This window comes from Paraburkholderia sp. UCT2 (genome assembly GCF_014397665.1).
In the GTDB taxonomy this organism is placed as follows: domain Bacteria; phylum Pseudomonadota; class Gammaproteobacteria; order Burkholderiales; family Burkholderiaceae; genus Paraburkholderia; species Paraburkholderia tuberum.
The window spans coordinates 30,903-53,726 of sequence record NZ_VZQO01000038.1 but is presented as its reverse complement, the minus strand read 5'-3'; the positions used below and the strand labels follow the sequence as shown (position 1 = coordinate 53,726).

The 22,824-nt window shown below is 63.9% G+C and carries 24 protein-coding genes and 1 pseudogene; 9 read left to right on the top strand and 16 right to left on the bottom strand.

The genetic code is table 11. From position 1 onward, the window contains the following. The first annotated feature begins 41 nt into the window (after nt 1-41). Entirely contained in the window at nt 42-728 is a 687-nt protein-coding gene (locus F6X39_RS26460; RefSeq protein ID WP_018418686.1) for an orotate phosphoribosyltransferase, read from the top strand. Nucleotides 729-872: 144 nt separating this feature from the next. On the opposite strand, the gene F6X39_RS26455 is transcribed toward F6X39_RS26460, so the two are convergent. After that, nucleotides 873-1,562 (bottom strand): response regulator, encoded by a 690-nt coding sequence (locus F6X39_RS26455; protein WP_184056372.1) that lies wholly within the window; start codon nt 1,560-1,562, stop codon nt 873-875. Between the two features lie 269 nt (nt 1,563-1,831). On the opposite strand from F6X39_RS26455, the gene F6X39_RS26450 reads away from it, so the two are divergent. From F6X39_RS26450 to F6X39_RS26435, 4 genes and pseudogenes are all read left to right on the top strand, one after another. Continuing rightward, on the top strand, nt 1,832-2,428 hold the full coding sequence (locus F6X39_RS26450) for a YbhB/YbcL family Raf kinase inhibitor-like protein (RefSeq protein WP_187618753.1): 597 nt from the start codon (nt 1,832-1,834) through the stop codon (nt 2,426-2,428). A gap of 91 nt (nt 2,429-2,519) precedes the next feature. Then, nucleotides 2,520-3,092, top strand: coding sequence for a flavodoxin family protein (locus F6X39_RS26445; protein WP_026225500.1), 573 nt, complete (start codon nt 2,520-2,522; stop codon nt 3,090-3,092). A 222-nt stretch (nt 3,093-3,314) separates the two neighbouring features. Continuing rightward, a complete protein-coding gene (gene argC / locus F6X39_RS26440) occupies nt 3,315-4,262 on the top strand; it encodes an N-acetyl-gamma-glutamyl-phosphate reductase (protein WP_184034699.1) in 948 nt (315 codons plus the stop codon). 109 nt (nt 4,263-4,371) lie between these two features. After that, nucleotides 4,372-4,647 (top strand): annotated as a pseudogene (locus F6X39_RS26435) (OmpW family outer membrane protein); the annotation flags it as partial. Between the two features lie 242 nt (nt 4,648-4,889). Here F6X39_RS26435 and F6X39_RS26430 read toward each other — a convergent pair. Together F6X39_RS26430 and F6X39_RS26425 are read right to left on the bottom strand one after the other, a co-directional pair. Beyond that, nucleotides 4,890-5,525, bottom strand: a complete 636-nt coding sequence (locus F6X39_RS26430) for a LysE family translocator (RefSeq protein WP_184065758.1) — start codon at nt 5,523-5,525, stop codon at nt 4,890-4,892. A 106-nt stretch (nt 5,526-5,631) separates the two neighbouring features. Continuing rightward, entirely contained in the window at nt 5,632-6,501 is an 870-nt protein-coding gene (locus F6X39_RS26425; protein ID WP_184034705.1) for an NAD(P)-dependent oxidoreductase, read from the bottom strand. A gap of 93 nt (nt 6,502-6,594) precedes the next feature. Here F6X39_RS26425 and F6X39_RS26420 point away from each other — a divergent pair, with 93 nt between their 5' ends. Both F6X39_RS26420 and F6X39_RS26415 read left to right on the top strand, forming a co-directional pair. Further along, a complete protein-coding gene (locus F6X39_RS26420) occupies nt 6,595-7,353 on the top strand; it encodes a Mut7-C RNAse domain-containing protein (protein ID WP_184056392.1) in 759 nt (252 codons plus the stop codon). A 53-nt stretch (nt 7,354-7,406) separates the two neighbouring features. Next, nucleotides 7,407-7,682, top strand: a complete 276-nt coding sequence (locus tag F6X39_RS26415) for a hypothetical protein (protein WP_018418694.1) — start codon at nt 7,407-7,409, stop codon at nt 7,680-7,682. Nucleotides 7,683-7,833: 151 nt separating this feature from the next. On the opposite strand, the gene F6X39_RS26410 is transcribed toward F6X39_RS26415, so the two are convergent. Together F6X39_RS26410 and F6X39_RS26405 are read right to left on the bottom strand one after the other, a co-directional pair. After that, nucleotides 7,834-8,043 carry a hypothetical protein gene (locus F6X39_RS26410; protein ID WP_184034708.1) on the bottom strand — a complete coding sequence of 70 codons (210 nt, stop codon included), beginning with the start codon at nt 8,041-8,043 and terminating at the stop codon, nt 7,834-7,836. Between the two features lie 265 nt (nt 8,044-8,308). Further along, entirely contained in the window at nt 8,309-9,061 is a 753-nt protein-coding gene (locus tag F6X39_RS26405; RefSeq protein WP_187618752.1) for an IclR family transcriptional regulator C-terminal domain-containing protein, read from the bottom strand. A gap of 234 nt (nt 9,062-9,295) precedes the next feature. Here F6X39_RS26405 and F6X39_RS26400 point away from each other — a divergent pair, with 234 nt between their 5' ends. Next, on the top strand, nt 9,296-10,225 hold the full coding sequence (locus tag F6X39_RS26400; RefSeq protein ID WP_187618751.1) for a DMT family transporter: 930 nt from the start codon (nt 9,296-9,298) through the stop codon (nt 10,223-10,225). Nucleotides 10,226-10,302: 77 nt separating this feature from the next. On the opposite strand, the gene F6X39_RS26395 is transcribed toward F6X39_RS26400, so the two are convergent. From F6X39_RS26395 to F6X39_RS26375, 5 genes are all read right to left on the bottom strand, one after another. Continuing rightward, nucleotides 10,303-10,554, bottom strand: a complete 252-nt coding sequence (locus F6X39_RS26395; RefSeq protein WP_187618750.1) for a hypothetical protein — start codon at nt 10,552-10,554, stop codon at nt 10,303-10,305. Between the two features lie 780 nt (nt 10,555-11,334). Continuing rightward, the gene (locus F6X39_RS26390; protein ID WP_187618767.1) at nt 11,335-12,252 is read right to left on the bottom strand and encodes a DUF2242 domain-containing protein; all 918 of its coding nucleotides are present in this window, start codon (nt 12,250-12,252) and stop codon (nt 11,335-11,337) included. Between the two features lie 195 nt (nt 12,253-12,447). Further along, entirely contained in the window at nt 12,448-13,140 is a 693-nt protein-coding gene (locus F6X39_RS26385; protein WP_090802598.1) for a lytic transglycosylase domain-containing protein, read from the bottom strand. Between the two features lie 125 nt (nt 13,141-13,265). Then, nucleotides 13,266-14,537: a cytochrome-c peroxidase gene (locus tag F6X39_RS26380; RefSeq protein ID WP_187618749.1), complete on the bottom strand. Its 1,272-nt coding sequence runs from the start codon at nt 14,535-14,537 to the stop codon at nt 13,266-13,268. A gap of 23 nt (nt 14,538-14,560) precedes the next feature. Next, nucleotides 14,561-15,796 (bottom strand): alkaline phosphatase family protein, encoded by a 1,236-nt coding sequence (locus tag F6X39_RS26375; protein ID WP_184034723.1) that lies wholly within the window; start codon nt 15,794-15,796, stop codon nt 14,561-14,563. 240 nt (nt 15,797-16,036) lie between these two features. Between F6X39_RS26375 and F6X39_RS26370 the strand changes: the two genes are divergently transcribed. Continuing rightward, entirely contained in the window at nt 16,037-16,297 is a 261-nt protein-coding gene (locus F6X39_RS26370) for a DUF6723 family protein (protein WP_090805534.1), read from the top strand. Nucleotides 16,298-16,348: 51 nt separating this feature from the next. Here the strand turns inward: F6X39_RS26370 and F6X39_RS26365 are convergent, their stop codons facing one another. The 6 genes from F6X39_RS26365 to F6X39_RS26340 all read right to left on the bottom strand — a co-directional run bounded on the left by F6X39_RS26365 (nt 16,349) and on the right by F6X39_RS26340 (nt 22,821). Continuing rightward, on the bottom strand, nt 16,349-16,948 hold the full coding sequence (locus tag F6X39_RS26365) for a rhomboid family intramembrane serine protease (RefSeq protein ID WP_187618748.1): 600 nt from the start codon (nt 16,946-16,948) through the stop codon (nt 16,349-16,351). 162 nt (nt 16,949-17,110) lie between these two features. Next, a complete protein-coding gene (gene glmS / locus F6X39_RS26360) occupies nt 17,111-18,928 on the bottom strand; it encodes a glutamine--fructose-6-phosphate transaminase (isomerizing) (protein ID WP_187618747.1) in 1,818 nt (605 codons plus the stop codon). 59 nt (nt 18,929-18,987) lie between these two features. Continuing rightward, entirely contained in the window at nt 18,988-20,349 is a 1,362-nt protein-coding gene (gene glmU, locus F6X39_RS26355; RefSeq protein WP_187618746.1) for a bifunctional UDP-N-acetylglucosamine diphosphorylase/glucosamine-1-phosphate N-acetyltransferase GlmU, read from the bottom strand. 152 nt (nt 20,350-20,501) lie between these two features. After that, nucleotides 20,502-21,503, bottom strand: a complete 1,002-nt coding sequence (ttcA, locus tag F6X39_RS26350; RefSeq protein ID WP_187618745.1) for a tRNA 2-thiocytidine(32) synthetase TtcA — start codon at nt 21,501-21,503, stop codon at nt 20,502-20,504. 3 nt (nt 21,504-21,506) lie between these two features. Beyond that, entirely contained in the window at nt 21,507-21,902 is a 396-nt protein-coding gene (locus F6X39_RS26345) for a dihydroneopterin aldolase (RefSeq protein WP_090802589.1), read from the bottom strand. Nucleotides 21,903-21,993: 91 nt separating this feature from the next. After that, nucleotides 21,994-22,821, bottom strand: coding sequence for an SDR family oxidoreductase (locus tag F6X39_RS26340; RefSeq protein ID WP_184065800.1), 828 nt, complete (start codon nt 22,819-22,821; stop codon nt 21,994-21,996). Between the last annotated feature and the right edge of the window lie 3 nt (nt 22,822-22,824).

The following is a 22,824-nucleotide window of genomic DNA, read 5'->3' as shown; positions in this document are numbered from 1 at the left end:
CAGCGCCCGCTTCTCCCCCGCTCACTCCGAAGGATCCGCCCATGACAGGCTTCGATCGCCAGACGATCTCCGACACCACCGCCAAGATGCTGCTCGAAGTGCAAGCAGTGCATTTCAACGCGGAGAAACCGTATATTTTCACGTCCGGCTGGGCGAGCCCGGTGTATATCGACTGCCGCAAGCTGATCTCGTATCCGCGTGTGCGCCGCGGCCTGATGGAAATGGCCGAAGCGACGATCCTGCGCGACGTCGGCTATGAGCAGATCGACGCGGTCGCCGGCGGCGAAACCGCGGGCATCCCGTTCGCGGCATGGCTGTCCGACCGCCTGATGGTGCCGATGCAGTACGTGCGCAAGAAGCCGAAGGGTTTCGGCCGCAACGCGCAGATCGAAGGTCTGCTGACCGAAGGCCAGCGCGTGTTGCTCGTCGAAGACCTGACGACCGACAGCCGCAGCAAGATCAACTTCATCAACGCGCTGCGCACCGCCGGCGCGACGGTGAACCACTGCTTCGTGCTGTTCCACTACAACATCTTCAAGGAAAGCGTGTCGGTGCTGAAAGACATCGACGTCGATCTGCACGCGCTCGCCACGTGGTGGGACGTGCTGCGCGTCGCGAAGCAGAACAACTACTTCGACACGAAGACGATCGACGAAGTGGAAAAATTCCTGCACGCGCCGGCCGAGTGGTCCGCTGCACATGGCGGTGCGACGTCTACGCCGCAATAAAGCCATCGCGCTAAGGCAGTGACAATAAAAACGTAGCCGCTTTATGCGGATTGAATGAAAAAGCCGCCTGTTTCGCAACAGGCGGCTTTTTTTATCGCCGATTGTTTATCGCCGATTACCCGGCGGACGAAACGAGGCCCGATATCAGGACTGGTTCGCGATGTCCTTACTCGAGTTCGACGAAAGATTCAGCAAACCATTGCTCTGCGCATACTGGAATAGTTGGGAGTCGCGATCGATTCCGAGCTTGCGCATGGCCGCGTTTTTTTGTGTGCTGATCGTCTTGATGCTGCGATTCAAACGCTCCGATATTTCCTTGATCGTCATACCCGATACGAACAGGCGCACGACTTCGAGTTCGCGCCGCGACAGCTTCGAGTCGTCGCGCTTGCCGGCTGAATTGACCCGCAACCCATCGAGCACCGCCTTCACCGACGGACTCATATAGGTCATGCGACGGCCCACGTGTTGTACCGCAAGCGCAATATGGCTGAGATCGTCCGATTTGTTCACGACCGACGTCACGCCAAGTTCCTTGAGCCGTTTGAGCAATGCGGCGTTCTCGAGCATGGTGAGCACGACGATCGGCAGATTCGGGAAATTGCGGCGCAAATAGTCGATGAGTTGCAAGCCGTCGCCGTACTGACCGCCCGGCATGGCCAGGTCGGTGACGAGCACGTCGCATTCGGTGGATTGCAACATTTTGATAAGTTCAGTCGACTGCCTTGCGCGCCCAACGACTTGCATACCGGGAAATTTGAGCAGCGCATTTTCAGCGCCAAACAGAATAACCGGATGATCGTCTGCCACCACGACCCTGAGTGAAACTTGCATCGTCCTCCTCTGGACGGATAAACCGGTCTCCACAACTTCTAACACTGCTTTTGACGCTCGCTATTTAAACGAGTCAAATGCAGTAAGGGTCGCGCGACAACCCCCTTACTATAGCTGATTTCCTGTCTGCGAATTCCGCGGCACGCGAACATATTGCGTCGCAGAGCTAATCAGCGCTGATGTTAGACTTGATTCGACCTTGGGGCACAATTCAGGACAACGACAGTCGCGAGGACCCGCGCCTCGCGCCCTTACAGGAGAACCGGCATATGCGCGTGCGTTGCCTGGTTGTTTCGCTGGCTTCATTTTGGCGGCATCGATCGCTCGCCGTCGGCGCGATGCTCGCGCTATTCGCAGCGCATAGTGCCGGTGCGCGGGCCGACGAGCCGTTCACGCTGACGAGCGCGAGCGTGCGCGCGGGCGGCACCGTGCAGAATGCGCAGGTATTCGACCGGAACGACTGCAAGGGCGGCAACCGTTCACCGCAGCTCTCATGGCGCGACGCGCCAGCCGGTACGCGCGGCTTCGCGATCACGATGTTCGATGAGGACGCGCCGGGGCGCGGCTGGTGGCACTGGGCGGTCGCGGGCATCCCCGCCACGGTCGACAGCCTGCCCGAGAATGCGAGCTCGTCCGGTTTCCTGGGCAAGCTCGGCGCGGTCGAAGCGCGCAACGACTTCGATACCGACGGCTATGGCGGCCCGTGCCCACCGCCCGGCAAACCGCATCGCTATATCATCACCGTGTACGCGCTGAACTCGGCCGATCTGCGCCTCGCGCAAGGACGTCCCGCGTTGATGTTCGATCACGAGATCGGCACGGCCGCGATCGGCAGCGCGCGGCTGGTGGTCAATTACGGGCGCTAGTGGCGGCCGTCGCGGTCGTGATGGGGCGCCGCCGCGCCGCATCGCCTGGCTTGCGCCGTTCGCCTTCCCGATCGCTTTGCTGGAGCACTTCATGTCGAAGATCGTCATCGTTTATCACAGCGGCTACGGCCACACGAAGAAGGTCGCCGAAGCCGTGCTCGCCGGCGCGCTGGAAGCCGGTGCGCAGGCAAAGATGATGCCGGTCGGCGACCTCGACGACGCCTCGTGGGACGAACTCGCCGCCGCCGACGCGCTGATCTTCGGCGCGCCGACCTATATGGGCGGCCCGTCGGCCGACTTCAAGAAGTTCGCCGACGCCAGTTCGAAACCGTGGTTCGCGCAGGCGTGGAAAGACAAGATCGCAGCCGGCTTCACGAACTCGGCGACGATGAACGGCGACAAGTTCTCGACCATCCAGTACTTCGTCACGCTGGCGATGCAGCACAGCATGATCTGGGCCGGCACCGGCATGATGCCGTCGAACACGAAGGCCGCGACGCGCAACGATCTGAACTTCGTCGGCGGCTTTACCGGACTGCTTACGCAATCGGCGGCCGATGCGTCGCCCGACGAAGCGCCGCCGCCGGGCGATCTCGAAACCGCGCGCCTGTTCGGCGCGCGCATTGCGGGCGTCACCGCGCGCTGGATCGCGCCGCGCGGGTAGCTGCGCGCGGCTAATGGCTGAACGGCGCCGAGACGACGTCGCGGCTCATCTGCGGTTCATCTTCGGTCATCAGCCCGCATTCGCCGCGCAACGGGTCACGCCGACGTCACGTTGTGCGCGCATCGTCGTTTTTTCGCGCTGCACCGCACAGTCGCGGCGATGACGCCTTAAAATAACGTTCCGGCGCGGCGTCGCGCCCCGTTTCCAGCGAGTGAGATCGAGATGAGCACGAAAGTTTTTGTCGACGGACAGGAAGGCACGACCGGCCTGAAAATTTTTGAATACCTGTCGCAGCGCGCCGACGTCGAAATCCTGCGTATCGAAGAAGCGAAGCGCAAGGACCTGGACGAGCGCCGTCGTCTCATCAACGCGTCGGACGTCACGTTCCTGTGTCTGCCCGATGTCGCCTCGCGCGAGTCGGCCTCGCTCGTCGAGAACGACCGCACGGTGCTGATCGACGCGAGCACCGCGTTCCGCACCTCGCCCGACTGGGCCTACGGTCTGCCCGAGCTGGCTCGCTCGCAGCGCGAGCGCCTGCGCACCGCCAAACGCATCGCCGTGCCGGGCTGCCACGCCTCGGCGTTCGTGCTCGCGATGCGCCCGCTCGTCGAAGGCGGCGTCGTCGCGCCCGAGTTCGCCGCGCACGCCTATTCGATCACTGGCTACAGCGGCGGCGGCAAGAAGATGATTGCGGACTACGAAGCCGGCGGCAACGACAGACTCAAGAGCCCGCGCCCGTACGCGCTCGGCCTCACGCACAAGCACCTGCCGGAAATGGCCACGCATACGGGCCTGAAGTCGGCGCCGATCTTCACGCCGATCGTCGGCGACTTTTACAAGGGCCTCGCGGTCACCACGTACTTCTCGCCGGGCCAGCTCGCGAAGAAGACGACGCCGCAGGATGTGCAGGCTCAGTTCGCCGAATACTACGCGGGCGAAGCGTTCGTGCACGTCGCGCCATTCAACGCCGACGCGAGTCTCGACAACGGCTTCTTCGACGTGCAGGCGAACAACGACACCAACCGCGTCGACCTGTTCGTGTTCGGCAACGAAGAGCGCTTCGTGACCGTCGCGCGGCTGGACAATCTCGGTAAGGGCGCATCGGGTGCGGCGATCCAGTGCATGAATCTCGCGATCGGCGCGGCCGAAGACACCGGTTTGAAACGCTAGGCGAGTCGACCCGCATCCGCGGTGCCACGAAAAAAGCCGGTCTTTGCAGACCGGCTTTTTTGTTTTAAAGCCCGCTCATTAAAACTGATACAAAACATTTCTGCCTGGTAGCCTCGGCGCCATACTCGCCGCCGGTGCGGGCAAGCCGGGGCTGACGCAGGTGTCGGCGAAGGCGTCGTCGTCGTGGGCGCCGGTGTTCAACGCGGGCCTTGCGTACAACATCACCGAGCACTGGGGGCTCGTTGCGTCGGTCACGTATATCCCGCTGAAGATGACGTCCTCGGTCATCATCAAGGCGGCCGATGGGACGGAGCTTGGCGTGTCGAAGGCGGATCTGGGCGCAAACCCGATCATTTCCTTCCTGGCCGTGTCGTATAAGTTCTGAATTTGATTTTCCGCGGTCGCGGCGCCGCTTTGGGCGCGCGGCGAATTCCGGGCAAAAAAAAGCCCACCTAGGTTGGCGGGCTGAATCCATATCAGAGGAGACATGGAGGAGACAAGACGAACTATAGCAGACCGCTTGGTGCGTTGCAACATGCAAATTAGGGTTGACCCTCAATGTTGCAGACATACAACGGTCACATGGGTACGGCTCAGTTTTCCCTTGTCTGCCGACACGCGCGGTGCTTAGTGCCTCACCAGCGCCATCATCGCGCCGAAACCGACGAACACACCGCCCGTCAGCCGGTTGAACATCCGCGCGACGCTGCGGCTCTTCAACCTGGCGCCGATGCGCGTGCCAAAACCCGCATACACCAGATACCAGCTGACCTCGATCGACGCGAATGTCGCGAGCAGCACGCCGAACTGCGGCAACTTCGGCTGGGTTGCATCGATGAATTGCGGCAGCAGCGCGGCCGCGAACAGGATCGCCTTCGGATTGCTGCTCGCGACCAGAAAGCCGTTGCGAAATAGCGCGAAGCGCGAGCGCGCGGGCCGGGCCGTCAGGTCGTCGACGTTGTGCGCGGCGGTTTCGTCGGCCGGCGCGCGCCATGCCTTGATGCCCAGATATACGAGGTAGGCCGCGCCGATCATGCGTAGTGCGTTGAACATGGTCGGCCATGCCGCCAGAAACACGCCGAGCCCCGCCGCCGATACCACCAGCATCAGCACCAGCGCCGATAGACAACCGGCCATCGTCGCGCTCGCGCGACGCAGGCCGTGCTGGGCGCCGTGCGTCATCACGAGCAGCATGTTGGGACCGGGAATCGCGGAAACGACGAAAACGGTGGCGGCGAACAGCCACCAGGTATGCAGAGTCATCGAAATCGGGTGTCGGGGAATCGGGTGGCTATTATGCCTTGCCGCCCAGCGCGACTGATGCGGGCACGCTGCGTCGATCGCTCGCGTCCGGCAATCGACAGCGCCGTCAGCGGCCGGCCCGACGCGTCGCGACCTGACCCAGCACCGCGAAATCCTTCTCGCCGTCGCCGTGCGCGATCGCCTCGATCAGGCTGTCGCGAACCACGCTCGCGACCGGCATCGGCGTCGTCACCGCATCGGCGGCGGCGAGCGCGAGGCGCACGTCCTTCAGCCCCAGACGCGCCTTGAACAGCGCCGGCTCGAAGCGCTGCTCGGCGATCAGCTTGCCGTAGCCCGAGTACACCGGTCCCGGAAACAGGCCGCTCGTGATCACGTCGAGAAAGTCCTGCATCGCGAGGCCGTGGCCCGTCACGAGCGCGGCCGCTTCGCCGAGCGTCTCGATCGCCGCGCCGAGCATGAAGTTCGCGGCCAGCTTCATCACGTTCGCCTGCTGCGGCAGCGAGCCGATGCGCCAGGTCTTCTGGCCGAGTGCGTCGAAAATCGGCTGGATCCGGTCGATCGATTCGGCCGGGCCGCCCGCGACGATCGTCAGCTTGCCCGCGGCCGCGACGTCGGGCCGCCCGAGCACCGGTGCGGCGACGTAATGCACGCCGCGCGACGCGTGCGCGGTCGCCAGTTCCTCGGCGAGCGCCACGGAAATCGTCGCCATATTCGCGTGGATCAGCCCGCGCGGCGCATGTTCGAGCAACGACGCGGTGATGACTTCGCGCAGCGCGGCATCGTCGGCGAGCATCGAGAACACGGCGTCGCCCGCAAACGCTTCAGCCGGCGTCGCGACGACTTGCGCGCCCAGTCCGGCCAGCGGCTGAGCCTTTTCCGGTGAGCGGTTCCACACGCGCACCTGGTGCCCGGCTTTCAGAATGTTTGCAACCATCGCGGCGCCCATCTCGCCGAGACCGATAAAACCGATGTCCATCTATCGCTCCGTCTTCTAAAGAACCCGAAGTAGAGCACACTCATGCGACAAGCGCAGGACAACGCGCAACCCGAGCGGTGCGATACTGCAGGCATGGTCACCGCGACATTCCGCTTCTACGAGGAGCTGAACGACTTCATCGCCCGGCCGCTGCGCCGGCGCGCGTTCACCTGCGTCTGCGCGCGCGGCGCAACGACCAAGCACATGATCGAAGTGCTCGGTGTGCCGCATACCGAGGTCGAGCTGATACTGGTGAACGGCGACTCGGTCGGTTTCGATCATCCGCTCGCCGACGGCGACCGCGTCGCGGTCTATCCGAAATTCGAGGCGCTCGACATCCAACCGCTGCTGCGCGTGCGCGAGCGTCCGTTGCGCGTGATGCGCTTCATCGCCGATGCGCATCTCGGCGGCCTCGCGCCGCTTCTGCGGCTTGCGGGCTTCGATACGCTGTACGACAACCACTTTCCCGACGCCGATATCGAGGCGCTCGCCGCCGCGCAGCAGCGCATCGTGCTGACGCGCGACCGCGAGCTGCTCAAACGCCGCAACATCACGCATGGCTGCTACGTGCGCGCGCTGCGGCCGCGCGAGCAGTTGCGCGAAGTGTTCGAGCGGCTCGACCTCGCGCGCAGCGCGCAACCGTTTCGGCTATGCCTCGTATGCAACGCGCCGCTGCGACGCATCGCGCGCGAGGAAGCCGGCCCGCGCGTGCCGCGCGGCGTGCTGCAGCGGCACAGCCGCTTCGTGACCTGCGATGTATGCGGACGCGTATTCTGGGAAGGCACGCATTGGCAGAGGATGCGCGCGTTGATGGACAGCGTCTCCGCCGGCGCGCCGGACCGTGTCGGCTGACGCCCCGCGCTTGCGTACAATGCGGGTTGATCTATTTGGCAGAGGCCTTTCCGATGATGAAAAAAACCGACCTTGAAAAGAACAAGGCGCTGAAACTGGGCAACGCGATGAAACAGGCGACCGCTAACCGCGGTGGCAAGAACGCGGCGACCGAGCCGAAGATTGACCGGCGCGAGCAGCGCAAGCTCGATCAGGCGCAAGGCCTCGTCCCGTTTGCGTGCAAGCTCAACGGCGAGCTGGTGGAGGAGCTGAAAACGCGCGCCGCCAGTCATCCGGACGGCCTGAACGGGCTGCTGGATGAAGTGATCCGGCGCGGGCTCGCGGGCTGATCTTCCCGCGCGCAATATCCGCCGCAACAGCAAAAAGGCCAGAGCGCGAGCTCTGGCCTTTTTGCTGGCAACGCATCTGCCGCCACCGGCTGCACCGACCGGCAAACGGTGCGGCGCAGCGCTATGTCGCGCCCAACGGGCGCGCGTTGGCTTAGTTCTGCACGCCCTTGTCGTTCGTGCCTGCTGCCGAAGCTGCGGCGGAAACGTGTGCCTTCTTGCCGTGGGTCTTCAACTGCTTGATGTGGTGCTTCTTCGGTGCGCTTGCTGCTTCCATAGCAGCGGCATCCGATGCCTGCGCGAAAGCCTGAACGGAAACGAGTGCGATCGAAGCGGCTGCGAGCGAGACGATAACTTTTTTCATGTGTTGATCCCCAAACCAGACGACTGAGTCAATGTGAATGAATACAGCTGCACGGTAGAGCGGCTGGACTTCGAGGTGCCTTGTGCTCCCCGCGGGAGAGTATTACCCAGGCGTAGGCGGTTTGTCATGCGCAAAACTCGATATGTATTTTCCGGGAGACAGCCTGCTTTCAGCCTGCTTTCAACTACCTGCAAGCCGCAGCGGGGACCCTACCAGATCCGCGTGAAGCCGCGGCCCGCGCGCCTCGCCGACCGCTTCGCGGCGCTCAAACCAGGTTCCGCAGCAGGCTCGCGGTCTCCTGCAGCGCCGGCAAAACGCGGTGCAGCGCGGCGTTCGCCGACTCCTCGCCGATCGGCATGCTGACGCTGATCGCCGCGACCACCGTACCGTGCCGGTCGCGCAGCGGGACCGCGACGCCGCGCACACCGATCTCGAGCTGCTGGTCGGTGACCACGTAACCGTTGCGGCGGATTTCGCCAAGCGCTTCTCTGAGCCGTTCGACGGTCGAATAAGTGTACGGCGTGAAAACCTTGATCGGATACGACGCGAGCCACGGGTCGATGCTGTGGGGCGGCTGGAACGCGAGCAGCACGAGCCCCGCCGACGATAACGGCGCCGGCGCGCGCGAGCCGGTCACGAAGCCGACCGCCATCGCCCGATTCACGCCGTTGCGCGCGACGTAGACGACGTCGTGTTCGTCGAGGATCGCAACCAGCGCGGTTTCCTGCACGGTCGCGGTAATCCGCTGCAGGAACGGTTGCACCGTGCGCGGCAGCCGCGCCGAATCGAGGTAAGACTGGCCGAGCCGCAGCACGCGTGGCGCGAGCCAGAACAGCTTGCCGTCTGTGTCGACGTAGCCGAGCTCGCGCAGCGTCAGCAAATAGCGGCGCGCAGCCGTGCGCGACAGGCCGGCGCGCGCGGCGACCATCGTTGGCGTCATGCGCGCGTGCTCTTCGTCGAATGCTTCGATGATCGCGAGCGCCTTCGCGGCGCCAGCGATCCAGTCCTTGTCGTCCATGTCGTTTGCTCGTGGAAGGAGCGGGGGATCGCGGTCCGGTCCGCAAGTCGCGATCACCGCGATCCGCAGGCCGGCGACCGCACGGCCGTTGCGCGATTATCGCGCGACTCGCGGGGTTTGCCTGCCCGGCGCGCGACGCCCGCGTATCATGTGAGCGATTCCTTACCGGCTGAGCACCGCGTGGCGCGCCTGCGCGGCGTCCCAGCGCGATCCCAAGACAAATCAGAAGAAATCTTGAATCCCGATACCCGCCAACACCTGCGCGCGAACGTGCTGATGCTGATCGCCGCGATGATCTGGGGCTCCGCGTTCGTCGCACAGCGACTGAGCCTCGATACGATCGGCCCGTTCCTGTTTACCGGCTTGCGCTTTCTGCTCGGCGCGCTCGTCGTGCTGACGATGATCGTCTGCGTGCGCCGCGCGGCGCTCGCCGAGCTGACGAAGCGCGCGCCCGGCGGAGCCCGCGAACTGCTTGGCGCGGGCGGGCTGCTCGGCGTCGTGCTGGCCGTGTCGATCTCGCTGCAGCAGATCGGCCTGCAGTACACGAAGATCGCGAACGCGGGCTTCATCAGTTCGCTGTATGTGGTGATCGTGCCGCTGCTCGGCGTGCTGTTTCGCCACCGGACTGGCCTCCGTACTTGGCTTGGCGCGCTACTGGCGGCCGTTGGCATGTACTTCCTGAGCGTCGACGAGCACTTTTCGATGCTGTACGGCGACTGGTATCAGCTCGCCGGGGCGCTGGCGATTTCCGCGCAGATGATGCTGGTCGGCCGCTTCGCGGCGCGCCACGACACGCTGATGCTCGCACTCGCGCAGTTCGTGACCTGTGGGATCGTGTGTCTGTCGATCGGCCTTGCCATTGAGCCCTTTAGCGCCGCGATAATTGCGCGAGCCGCGCCGACGATCGCGTACGGCGGTGCGTTATCGGTGGGCGTCGCGTATACGATCCAGGTGGTCGCGCAGCGCTACGCGGCGCCCTCGCATGCGGCGGTGATTTTCAGCATGGAAGGCGTGTTCGCGACGTTTGCGGGCTGGCTCGTCCTCGGCGAAACGCTGACGACTCGCGCGTTGTTCGGCTCTGCGCTGATGCTCGCGGGATTGATCGTGTGTCAGATACTGCCGGGCTGGAAACGCGCCCGGCAGCGTGCGCCGCAGGTGATGTGATTTACAGCGTTATAAAACGATTCGACGCCAACGCTCGGTGCGCGATGCGCGCCGACAGGCGTCTTGCCCTTCGCCAACTATGCCGCGCGCGGATGAGCGAATAGGCTCGGCGTATCGGCGGTTGGCGGAAACACGCACCAGCAGCCGTCGTCGTGGCGAAAGAAGAACAAACCCCGCCCGCCCTGTTCCCGCGACGTCTCCACCCGCACATAGCGCCGCCCGCCCGCACGTGTGCGGCTGAACTCCGTCACGTGAACCGGCTCGGCCGGCGATGGCGAAAGCCACTTCTCGACCAGAAACCGCAACGACTGTTCGCTCGCGGCTCTCATGATCTGCTCCGGAACAGCTTGTCGCGCTGCGCATCGCGCGTGGACTCGGGACTGTCGTCGTCGCGAGCGGCGTCGCCGTTCTCGGCGGCCTCGGCGGCTGCCAGCGCCATCATCCGACTGGTCGCGACTGCGCGCAACGAGCTGCAATGGGCCGCATGTCGAAGGTCCGACAGAAGACGGACTAGCTGTCGTGCTGATCTGCGTTTCATACATCCCCCGCACTGCACCAGAAACCTCACAAAGCACTTTAACTCTATGCCGGATTGTTCGCTGGGCAAATGGTTTTGACTAAATAGCAACAGTTGCGCTTGCAATAAGAAGGCGTGCAATCTTCGTACCGAGTTATCAATGTGCGCGTTCGGTGGGCGGAAATCTGTGCGTTGGCGAGCCCTTCGCGTCGCGCGAAGCGTCGATGCGGGAGCAACGGGAAGTGTCGGTCGGAGGCGTGGTTATCCACAGCGACCTCTGAATAACTTCGGGATAGCTCGACGAACAGCCTGTGCGCGAAATCTTGATAAAGATCAGGGTCGGCTAACGGTGTTCGAACTTATCCCAGTTATGTAGTTTTTCTACCGACGTGTTCCGCAGGGTTATAGGTTTCGCATGATGTTGAAGCGGCGCGACATTTGCGACTTATCCACAGAATCGGTTAACCCTTGTTAACTACTACTACGTATGTATACGTATCAAGTAAACACCATAAGGTGAAATCGCCGCGCGCCTGAATCAGAGGCTGATCGAACCTTGATCAGCCTCGATGCGAAAGCCGCTGCGCGGCTGTCACGGCACCAGAGGCGCCGTGCCGCTCGCGGGTTCGATCGCTGCAGCCTGGCCAATCGAGTCGGCGGGTTGGACCGGCGAGGATGTCGACGGTGTCGTCAACGGAACCGGTGCGGGCGCGGTTAACTGCACTGGCGCGGGCGCTGACTGGACCGCCTGAGCCGCGGCTGGTGGCGTCACGGCGACAGGCTTGTCGGTCGTCGGTTGGGCGAGCGCTGGTGACGTCGTCTGAACCGGCACGGTCGGCGTCGCTCGAACTGCAGCGGAGGTGGTCGCCGCTACCGGCTCGGGCACCGGCTCAGGGATTGTCAGTTGAAGCGGCGCTGCTACCGGCATCGGCAGCGTCCGCGTCTCGATCGGGCTGCTCGTCACCGGCTGCGTGCGCACGACCGTCTGCAAGTAATGATCGACGAGACCGAAAAAGCGGTCATAGAACTTGCCCGACGGAATCGTCTCGCTCGAGATCTTCACCATCGCGTCGCTATTGGAGCGAATCGGCAGCGACAGCGAACCGAGCACGCTGAGCCCGACGCTCGCCGACGTATCGCTCTTCTTCAATGCGAAGCCGTTCTGCACCGCGTTCACGTACACGATGCTGGTATCGGCCGCCTCTTCGCCGGGCGTGCACACGACGTGAAATTCGACGACCACGTGCGAATCGCCGGTCGGCTGAAAATTCTTCGTGCCGTCGACGGTATCGGGACGCGACATCGTCGTCAGATAGCCTTGGCTCAGCAATGCGCGGCGCGCGGCTTCGCAGCTATCGCCCGTACTCGAATTGAAATTGCGCGCGTACGGGCTTGCACCGGTTTCGAATAGTTCCTGAGTGAATTGGGGTTGCGGCGTGCTGCTGCATGCCGTGAGCGCGACCAGCCCGAACAGGGCCGCGGCGGTGGTGCGGGAAAAGGGGTTCTGCATGATCAGTTGCAAGAAGCGCCTCGTGGGCGCGAATGGAAATGCATTGTAGAGCGGGCAGCGTCACGTGCGTAAAAAGCGTGCAAGGTGCAGCCCCGACCCTATTACAGGGGGAAACAGGGCGTCAATTTGAAGCACGCCGCCGCGCCCTCGCAGTACATACGGGCGAAAATGCGAGACGAGACCGCGCGTGCGTGCCTAGTTCGACGTCGTGCGCGCCGAGCCCACCGTCGCGGCCGAAGTCGACCCAGAGGTCGCGGCCGACGATGCCCCGGCTGCCCCGCTCGCGGCGGGTGCCGCGGATGCAATGAGCGCCGCCGGCACGCTGAACGCGTCGGCCCACGGGTTCGCGCTGGCGCAACGATCCGCCTCGCACGACGCGGCCCGCCCAGCGGCCCCGGAAGCGCCGTCAGCGGGTGTCGCAACCGCCGCGAAATCCTCCACGCGCAGATTCACCTTCTGCGCATAGGCCTTCGAGCCGCCATAGCTCTTGAGCGCGGTATTCAGATCGCCGTTCGCCGAGCGCATGTAGCCGTACAGAATCGCCGAGCCCGCTTCGATGTTCGCACCCGGCTCGGTCAGATCCTTCACGTTGCGCAGCAGGCCGCGGTGCGCCTGCGGCACGACCTGCATCAGCCCCGTCGCGCCATTGGCGCCGCGGGCTTTTTCCTTGAAGCGGGATTCGATCGAGATGATGGCGAGCAGCAGCGCCGGAGGAAGGGAGTATTTGTTGGCAGCGGATTGCACCGCGTCGGAGATCTTTTGAGCCTTTTCTTTGCCCACACCGAACTTCTGCGTCAGGTACGCCGATATTCGGTCGGTGTTTTCGTCGGCCGCCGCGGTTTGCGCGAGGCCGAGCGAAAGCACGATCAGGCAAAGTAACCGGCTCATAGTGGACGTCGGAGGAAGCAAAGATCCGCGCATTATAGCGCCGCTGCGTCGGGCGGCGCCTTTCCTCGGCAATTTTTGTCTTTTAAATCAAGGGTGAGCGGAACTCGCCCCGCTTTCCGATGCGTTCATTTGAGCGCTTTTGACTTCAGGTCATAGCCGTCGCTCAGCGTCGCGAGGAACGCGGCGACGTCGTCGATATCACGCTCGGACCAGACCGGACGCTCGCCCGTTTTGCGCGTCAGCGGCTCGTCGGTCGTATCGACGTTCACGCGCAGTGCGACCGGCAGATCGTTGAATTTGTCGACTTTGCCGTGCGCATCCCTCGGATACCACTTGTCCGGGTTCGTATCGCGTTGCACGTAGAAACGCAAGGCCTCTTTCAGCGTGTGGAAGCGACCGTTGTGAAAAAACACGTGACGCGTGGCGGTATTGCGCAGCGATACCGACTTGAACAGTCCGCAGTTCAGCTTGTCGCTCTGATCCGTGCGCAATGGTCCGCACAGGCCCATGTCGAAATACTTCGGATCGGCGTTGACCTTCAGTTCAGCGTTGCGCGGCACGCCAAGCGCCTGAAAGTTGAAGTCGGTGAAAAGCGGATGAGCGCCGTTCACGCCCGACTGGTCGATATGACAGGATGCGCAATTGCCGCCGGCGGGGTCGTCGAACAGCTTTTTGCCGCGCAACTCTTGTGCAGTTAGTTGCACTTTCCCGTCCAGGTAGTAGTCGAACTTGCTCGTGTACGGATGAAAACTCGGGTCTTCGAGCTCGAAGCGCTCGATCGCGTACATCGCCTGGGTGAACGCCTTGGTCGGATCGGCAAAAATGTTCTGGCCGAATACTTCCTTGAAGCGCGCAGCGTATGGCGCGCGCTGCATCTTCGCGAGCAATGCGGCCGGATCCTTGTTGGCCATCTCGTTCGGATTGAACAGCGGGAAGTTCGCCTGATCGTGCAGATAGTTGAAGCGCCCGTCCCAGCCGAAGCCGCCGACCGGCGCGTTGTCCGTTTCGCTGAGCCGCTCGGACAGGCTCGCCGCCTGCGCATGCGTCCAGATCGGCGTACGGTTCAGCACGTAGCGCAGGCTCGGCACCGCGCGCGTGCCCTGCTGATGCAAGTCCGCGCCGCCCAGTTGCGCGGCGAGACCGTTGGGCGGCCCGTACGCGTGCTCGGGACTGTGACAGCTCGCGCACGACATCTTGCCCGAGGCCGACAGCGCCGGATCGAAGAACATCAGTTTGCCGAGCGCGGCGGCGTCGCTATAGACGGGCTTCGCATCGGCGGATGCCGGTGTCGCATTCGACGCAATAGCGCGCGCCGCACCGGCGCCCCCCAGTAACGCGCCGCCCATCAGGGCGGCGAGCGCTATCCGACGCGCGCTCGCGCGCGCCGTGAATCGCATGACAGAAGACAGCATCGAGTCTTTTACAGGTTCGTGAAGATGTCGCTGCCGAACCCCACCAGACCGGCCTGTCCCGCATAACCAAGGTGGTCCAGCTGGAAGATGTCCTCGATGCTCTTCAGCATCGAATAGTGGTTGTACGGCACCGTGGACACCGTACCCGGCTTGATGAACTTCGAGATCATCACGGCGCCGGTCTGGTCGCCGCCGTAGCTCGACTTGGTCAGGTTGATCGTGATGCCGTTATAGGCGAGCGACGAAGTCTCCGGGAACGACGGCAGGTTCGGGCCGGGTTGTTGGCTACAGCAGGTCGTGCCCGCAAATACCAGATCCTCGCCCGACGCGGACTGCGTGACCGTCGCGTAGCTGCTTTCGTCGAAGTTGATGATCAGCAGGCCATCCTTCTGGAACGCCGGCGATGCGGTAATGATCGGCACCCACTTCTGCAGGAACGTGTTCGCGCTCGTCAGGCCGCCCGGCTGGCCGTTCACGCAAGGTGCGTCGTGGCCGTCGTCGCACAGGTTCGGCGTGATCAGGTTGAAGTTCGCGGTGGTCGAGACCGATTGCAGATCGTTCTGCAGGTTATTCAGATTGACGACGTGCTGTCCGCAGTCCGGCGAATCGATGATCGAATGGAAGTACATGAACGGATTGTGGCGCGTCGCATACTGGTCGCCGAGCGGCACGGCCGCGCTCGGCGCTTCGGCCGACTGCGTCAGGTCCGTCGTGTTCAGCGTCGGATGGCCGCAGGTAGCGGCTTCGCGCGACGGATCGTTGCCCATGTCGCCTTCATAGCCCTTCCACGTATAGCCCGCTGCCTTCAGCTGGTCCGGCAACGTCTTCACGCTCGCCGGATACACGCAGCCCGAGCCGATCGCCTGGCCATCGGACGTCATGCCGGTCAGCTTGAAGTCCTGATAGGTCATGCAGTCGTTGTCGGTCTCGTTGGTCGGCGACTGGCCGCTGATCATCGAGATGTAGTTGTCGAGACTCACGTGGCCCGTGCCGTAGTACTGCTGCACGAGCGCGCCTTGCGATGCCAGTGTTTGCGCGAGATACGGCGCTTTGGTGTTGGCGCCGAATGTGGTCGCGTAGTTTTCGTTTTCGAGCGTGATCACGAAGACGTGGCGAATCTGCTGCTGTCCGGTCAGTTGCAGCCCGCCGGACGAAGAAGACGAGCCGCAGGCGGCCACGATCAAAGCGATTAAAGCCGCGCAAGCGGCCATGATGAGTGCGCGTAGCCCAATGCGGTGTGACATGTTCGTTGCCCTCTGTTGCTGTCTCTTTGTTGCCCTGTCGGGAATGCGGTTTTATTTGCGGGCAGACTTTATGGAGCGCCTATGACATTGCCGTGAAAGTTGACGTTCGTTCACCGATAAAACCATTGGCGAACCAGCGGGTTGCCGACTCGATTCACGCTTCGCGCCGATTTGAGACAATGCGCGTCGGCCGCGCGCATCGTTGCGCGCCGCCTCAACGAACAACCGATGTTTTCAGCTATGAGCAAGACCGCGTTTATTCCCAGCGTCCCCGGCACGTCGGAGGACGACTTCGAGATTTCGGCGAGCGCGAAAATGGCCGGCTACCGGCGCTTCTTCGGCGTATTGAAGGTGGTGCGCACGACCGACGGCCGCGTGCTGTTTCCATTCGATGGCGCGCCCGAACTGGGCCCACACGCGAGCCGACTCGAAGCGCTCGCGGCCGCGCAGGTGTATGGCGAACACATCGTCGCGAGCGATCTGGCGCGGCCGGAGTTGTAGATTTCGTCGATCACCCGGCGATATGCCGATACGCGAAAAAATACGGGTGGGTCAGCGCACGCGTACCCGGTTTGCCGCGCCTGCCCCCGCACGCGCGGCGAGCACACCACCGAGCACGCCGCCGACATGGCTCTGCCACGACACATCCGGATAGATCGGCAGTACGCCGAACAGCAGGCTCAGACCGTAGCTGCTGACGACGACCAGGGCCACGAGGATCGACACGAGATCGCGCGTGTAGTAGCCGCGGGCGACCAGGTAGCCCGCATAGCCGAACACCAGCCCACTCGCGCCGATATGCACCGAATACGGCGCGCCGAATAGCCACGCGCAAAGACCGGCGCCGAGCATCGCGCCGATGGTCGCGCGCCAGAAGCCGGCGATGTTCGGCCACGTACACAGCCAGCCGAGTACGACGAGCCCGCTGGTGTTGGCGGCGATGTGTCCGACGCTCGCATGCAGCCACGGCGCGAACAGGATGCCCTGCAAGCCGTCGAGCGAACGCGGCACGACGCCGTGTTCGTTCAGATGCAGGAACGGCAACGCAACCGACAGAAAGAACACCGCCCACATCGAACCGACGAACAGCGCGATTAGCACGACGCGTGACTTCAGCTTTTCGGTTAGCGTGTTGGGAGATGAGGTCTTCATGATGACGAGGCCACGTGGGATGTCGACAGAGGGTAGTCGATGTGGCGTCGTCACGTCGAGGCATCGTGGCAAGACAGATGCCGATGGTGTTTCGTCCGCCGGACCGCATGGCGGCGCGGCGGAATGCGTGAGCTTGCGGCCCGGTTTGCCGCTACGTCTTCGTCACTCCACCGTCACCGACTTCGCCAGGTTCCGCGGCTTATCCACATCCGTGCCACGCGCACAAGCGGTGTGATACGCGAGCAACTGCAGCGGCACGACGTGCAGGATCGGCGACAGCAAGCCATAGTGCTCTGGCATCCGGATCACATGCAGCCCTTCGCCGTTGACGATCTTCGTATCGGCATCGGCGAACACATAAAGCTCGCCGCCGCGCGCGCGCACTTCCTGGATGTTCGACTTCAGCTTTTCGAGCAGCGCGTCGTTTGGCGCGACCGTCACCACCGGCATCGCTTCGGTCACGAGCGCCAGCGGCCCGTGCTTCAGCTCGCCGGCCGGATACGCCTCGGCGTGGATATACGAAATCTCCTTGAGCTTCAGCGCGCCTTCGAGCGCGATCGGATAGTGCATGCCGCGTCCGAGGAACAACGCATGTTCCTTGCGCGAAAACTCCTCCGACCACGCGATGATCTGCGGCTCCAGCGCGAGCACGCTGTTGAGCGCCGCCGGCAGGTGGCGCAACTGCTTCAGATAACTCGCTTCCTGCTCGTCGTTCAAACGTCCGCGCAGCTTCGCGAGCGTTGCCGCCAGCGTGAACAGCGCAACCAGCTGCGTCGTGAATGCCTTGGTCGACGCGACGCCGATCTCGCGGCCCGCGTGCGTGAGGAACGACGACTCGGTCTGCCGCACCATCGCGCTCGTGCCGACGTTGCAGATCGCGAGCGTGTGCTTGTGGCCGAGCTCCTGCGCGTGCTTGAGCGCCGCGAGCGTGTCGGCGGTTTCGCCCGACTGCGAAATCACCACCACCAGCGACTTCGGATTCGGCACCGACTCGCGATAGCGATACTCGCTCGCGATCTCGACCTGAGTCGGAATCTTCGCGAGCGATTCGAGCCAGTACTTGGCGGTGAGCCCCGAGTAGTAGCTGGTGCCGCACGCGAGAATCAGCAGGCTGTCGATGTCCGCGAACACCTGGCGCGCGCCTTCGCCGAAGATCGATGCATCGAACGCGTCGGCCTGCGGAATCGTGTCGGTGATCGCGCGCGGCTGCTCGAAGATTTCCTTCTGCATGAAGTGGCGATACGGGCCGAGTTCGACCGCCCCGCCATAGGCCGCGACCTGGCGCACCTCGCGTTGCGCGGCCTCGCCCTGGCGATCGGCGATGCGCACGCCATCGAGCGACAGTTCGCAGACGTCGCCTTCCTCGAGGAAGATGAAGCGCTCGGTGCTGCCTGCGAGCGCGAGCGCGTCCGATGCGAGGAAGTTTTCGCCGTCCCCGAGCCCGACCACGAGCGGCGAGCCCTGGCGCGCGCCGACCACCGTATGCGGCTGATCCTTGTGCAGCACCGCGATCGCATACGCGCCGTGCAGTTGCGCGATCGCCTCGCGCACCGCAGCGAACAGGTCGCCGCGATACAGGCTATGGACCAGATGCGCGATAACCTCGGTGTCGGTCTGCGAGACGAACTCGTAACCCTTGCCGCGCAGCATTTCGCGCAAGGTCTCGTAGTTTTCGATGATGCCGTTGTGTACCAACGCCAGCGCATCCCGAGAGAAGATCGGGTGCGCGTTGTCGGTGACCGGTGCGCCATGCGTGGCCCAGCGTGTATGCGCGATGCCCGTCACGCCTTCGAGGCGACCGTCGCGCACCTGGCCTTCGAGGTCGGCCACGCGCGCGACGCTGCGCGCGCGGCTCGGCCCGCGAGCGCCGAGCACGGCGACGCCGCACGAATCGTAGCCGCGATATTCGAGGCGTCGCAGTCCTTCGATCAGGACGGGAACGATATTACGTTGCGCAACCGCGCCGACAATGCCGCACATGGTGTATTCCTTTTCAGTGCCGGATTCAGTGAGCGCGCCTCGTGGGCACGCCGTATCGATCAGCTTTTCTTTTTGACAGGGCGCACGTAGCCCGTCTTGCTCGTCTGGGTTTTATCGTTCAACACCAGCGCGTCGGCGGCGACGTCCTTCCACACCGTGGTGCCGGCCGCGATCGTCGCGCCGCGCTGCACGCGCACCGGTGCGACCAGTTGCGTGTCCGAGCCGACGAACACGTCGTCCTCGATCACGGTGCGGAATTTGTTGGCGCCGTCGTAGTTGCAGGTGATCGTGCCCGCGCCGATATTCACGCGCGCGCCGACATCCGCATCGCCGATGTAGGTGAGGTGGTTGGCCTTCGAGCCATGACCGAGCACCGCGTTCTTGATCTCGACGAAGTTCCCTACATGAGACTCGTCTTGCAGCGCCGCGCCTGTGCGCAAGCGCGCATACGGACCGACAACGGCCTTCGCGCCGACTTCCGCGCCTTCGATGTGCGTGAACGCATCGACGCGCGTACCGGCGCCGATACTCGCGTTGCGAATCACGCAGTTCGGCCCGATGCTGACGTTGTCGGCCAGCGTCACACGGCCTTCGAACACGCAGTTGACGTCGATCGACACGTCGCGGCCGCATTCGAGCGTGCCGCGCACGTCGACGCGCGCCGGGTCGGCGAGCGTCACGCCCGCGACGAGTAGTGCGTCGGCGACATTGCCCTGATGAATCCGCTCGAGCTCGGCGAGCTGCTGCTTGCTGTTGACGCCGAGCGTTTCCCACTCGTCGTCGGGCTGCGTGGTGACGACTTCGAGGCCGGCTTCGATCGCCATTTCGACCGCGTCGGTCAGATAGAACTCGCCTTGCGCGTTGTCGTTTTTGAGCGCCGCGAGCCAGCCGGCAAGGCGCGCGGTCGGCGCGACGATGATGCCGGTGTTGATTTCGGCGATCTTCAACTGCTCGGGACTCGCGTCCTTCTGCTCGACGATGCGTTGCACGTTGCCGTGCTGATCGCGCACGATGCGGCCGTAACCGGTCGGGTCGTCGAGCGTGACGGTGAGCACGCCGTAGCCGTCCTGGCCAGCACGCCCGGTCAGTGCGCGCAGCGTTTGCGCACGCGTGAGCGGCACGTCGCCATAAAGCACCAGCGTGGGCAACGAAGGATCGAGCAGCGGCAGCGCCTGCTGCACCGCGTGGCCGGTGCCGAGCTGTTGCTCCTGCACCGCGAACTGGATATCGGGCGCCGCGACGGCTTCGCGCACGGCTTCGGCGCCGTGGCCGATCACGACGATCAGGCGGGCGGGCTTCAGCGCGCGGGCGGTGTCGATGACATGAGCGAGGAGCGGCCGGCCGGCCAGAGGATGGAGCACCTTGGGAAGCGCGGACCGCATGCGCTTGCCGGTACCTGCCGCCAAAATGACGATGTTCATGGCGTCGGCAAATAGACGAGTTTGGAGCGGACGATTCTATCATGCTGCACCTGCAAAAAAGGCCGCAGACGCGGCCTCGGCAGGGCTTGCAAGCCAGCGGAAAAGCGCCGGAATGCCGCCGGAATGCCGCCGGAACAGGCACTTTTCGCTCGTTACAGGTCGTCGAACTGGACCAGCGGAATGGTCTTCGCACTGGTAAGCGGCGCGCCTTCGTCGCCGCTCGAGCATGGTTCTTCGTCGAACGCGATGTCACCTTGCGGGTCGGCTTCGCCGCTCGCGCGCAGCCCCGCGAACGCAAACAGCTGGTGATCCATCAGATGCGACGGCACCACGTTCGACAACGCATTGAACATGTTCTCGATGCGGCCCGGGAAACGCTTTTCCCAGTCGCGGACCAGCGCCTTCATTTCCGCGCGCTTAAGGTTTGGTTGGCTACCGCACAGATTGCACGGAATGATCGGGAATTCACGCAGCTCGGCGTACTTCTCCAGATCGGTTTCCTTCACGTAGGCGAGCGGCCGGATCACGATGTTCTTGCCGTCGTCCGATTGCAGCTTGGGCGGCATGCCCTTCAACTTGCCGCCATAGAACAGGTTCAGCAGCAGCGTTTGCAGGATGTCGTCGCGATGATGGCCGAGCGCGATCTTGGTCGCGCCGAGCTCGCCGGCGACGCGATACAGGATGCCGCGCCGCAGCCGCGAGCACAGCGAACAGGTGGTCTTGCCCTCCGGCACGAGCCGCTTGACGATGCTGTAGGTGTCCTGGTTCTCGATGTGAAACGGAATGTCGAGCTGGGTCAGATACTCGGGCAGCACGTGCTCGGGGAAGCCCGGCTGCTTCTGGTCGAGGTTTACCGCGACGATGTCGAAATTGATCGGCGCGCGCTCGCGCAGCCGCATCAGGATCTCGAGCATCGCGTAACTGTCCTTGCCGCCCGACAGGCACACCATCACCTTGTCGCCGTCCTCGATCATGTTGTAGTCGCCGATCGCCTGGCCGACCTGGCGCGCGAGACGCTTGAAGAGCTTGTTGTTCTCGTACGCTTCCTTCTGCTCGCGGCGCGTGAGCGGCGATTTCGAGGCGCGGGCAGCGCTCGGTGCCGCGGTGGCGTCAGCGGCTTCGTTGTCTGCGGTCAGCATTTCCGGTGCGTTCATCGCTCAGTCCTCCTTGATGCGGAAGACTTCGACGCCGACCGCATCGCAGTCCGGATACACGTCCGGCTTTTCGGTCGACACGCGCGCGCCACGCACCTGCGGATGTTCGAGCATCGCGCGCACGAGGTCGTCGCACAGCGTTTCCTGCAGATGAATATGGCCTTGCGAGACGCGCCTCGCGATCGTCGAGCGCATGAAGTCGTAGTCGACGACTTCGGTGAGCTTGTCGTGCACCGGCGTGGACATCGCGAGCGGCACGAACAGTTCGACGTTGATCACGACGCGCTGCTCGCCGCGCTTTTCGAAGTCGTGCACGCCGATATTGATGTGCACTTCGTAATTGCGCAGAAAAAGCCGGCGGCAATCGGCGAGCCGGGGGTGCGAAAGAGCGGCAAACATGTTCGTTCCAGTCCAAAAAAGCGTGCGGGGCACGCAAAGGGGCGCTTCGCCACACGCGATGACCGCCTCGAAGGCCGGCCGCGCGCGCGGGTCAGGCGCCCGTCAAAAACATCACGTCGCGCGGCAGCGGCACGAGATGCTGCCCGCCGTCGACCACCAGCGTCGTTCCGGTAACGCCGGCTGCATCCGCGAGATACAGCGCGGCGGCGACGATATCCTCGGGCCGCGACGCACGGCCAAGAGGCGTCATACGGTGAGCGGCCTCGAACCCGTGCTGGGTCTGGTCGCCCGATTGCATGGTCAGCCCGGGCGCGAGCCCGACCACCCGGAGCTTCGGCGCGAGCGCCTGAGCGAGCGCGACCGTCGCGGTCTGCAGCGCCGCCTTCGACAGCGTGTACGACAGATAGTCCGGGTTCATGTTGTACAGCTTCTGATCCAGCACATTGATGACGACGCCGCGCTGGCTTTCGTCGCGCAACGCCGCATCGGGCGTCGCGTCGTAAAGCATGCGCGCGAGCACGAGCGGCGCGCCGACGTTCATCGCGGTCAGCTTCAGCAGCAGCTCGTAGCCGACGTCGCGCGCCGTGTCTTCCTCGAAGCGCGACGCGTTATTGACGATGCACGACGGCCGGCCGAGCGCAGCGGCGCAGTCCGGCAGCAACCGGGCGACCTGCGCCTCGTCGCCGAGCTCGGCGTGCAGCGCGACCGCGCGGCGGCCCAGCGCGACGATCTGCGCGACCACTTCGTCGGCGTCCTCACGCGAGGCACCGTAGTGCACGGCCACGTCCCAGCCGCGCGCGGCGAAGCCGAGGGCGAGCGCGCGCCCGATGCGGCGCGCGGCGCCCGTAATCAGCACGACACGGGGCGTTTCGGGCGGCAGTTCAGCCGCGCGGGCAGCGATGTCCGGAGAAACGGTCATTTA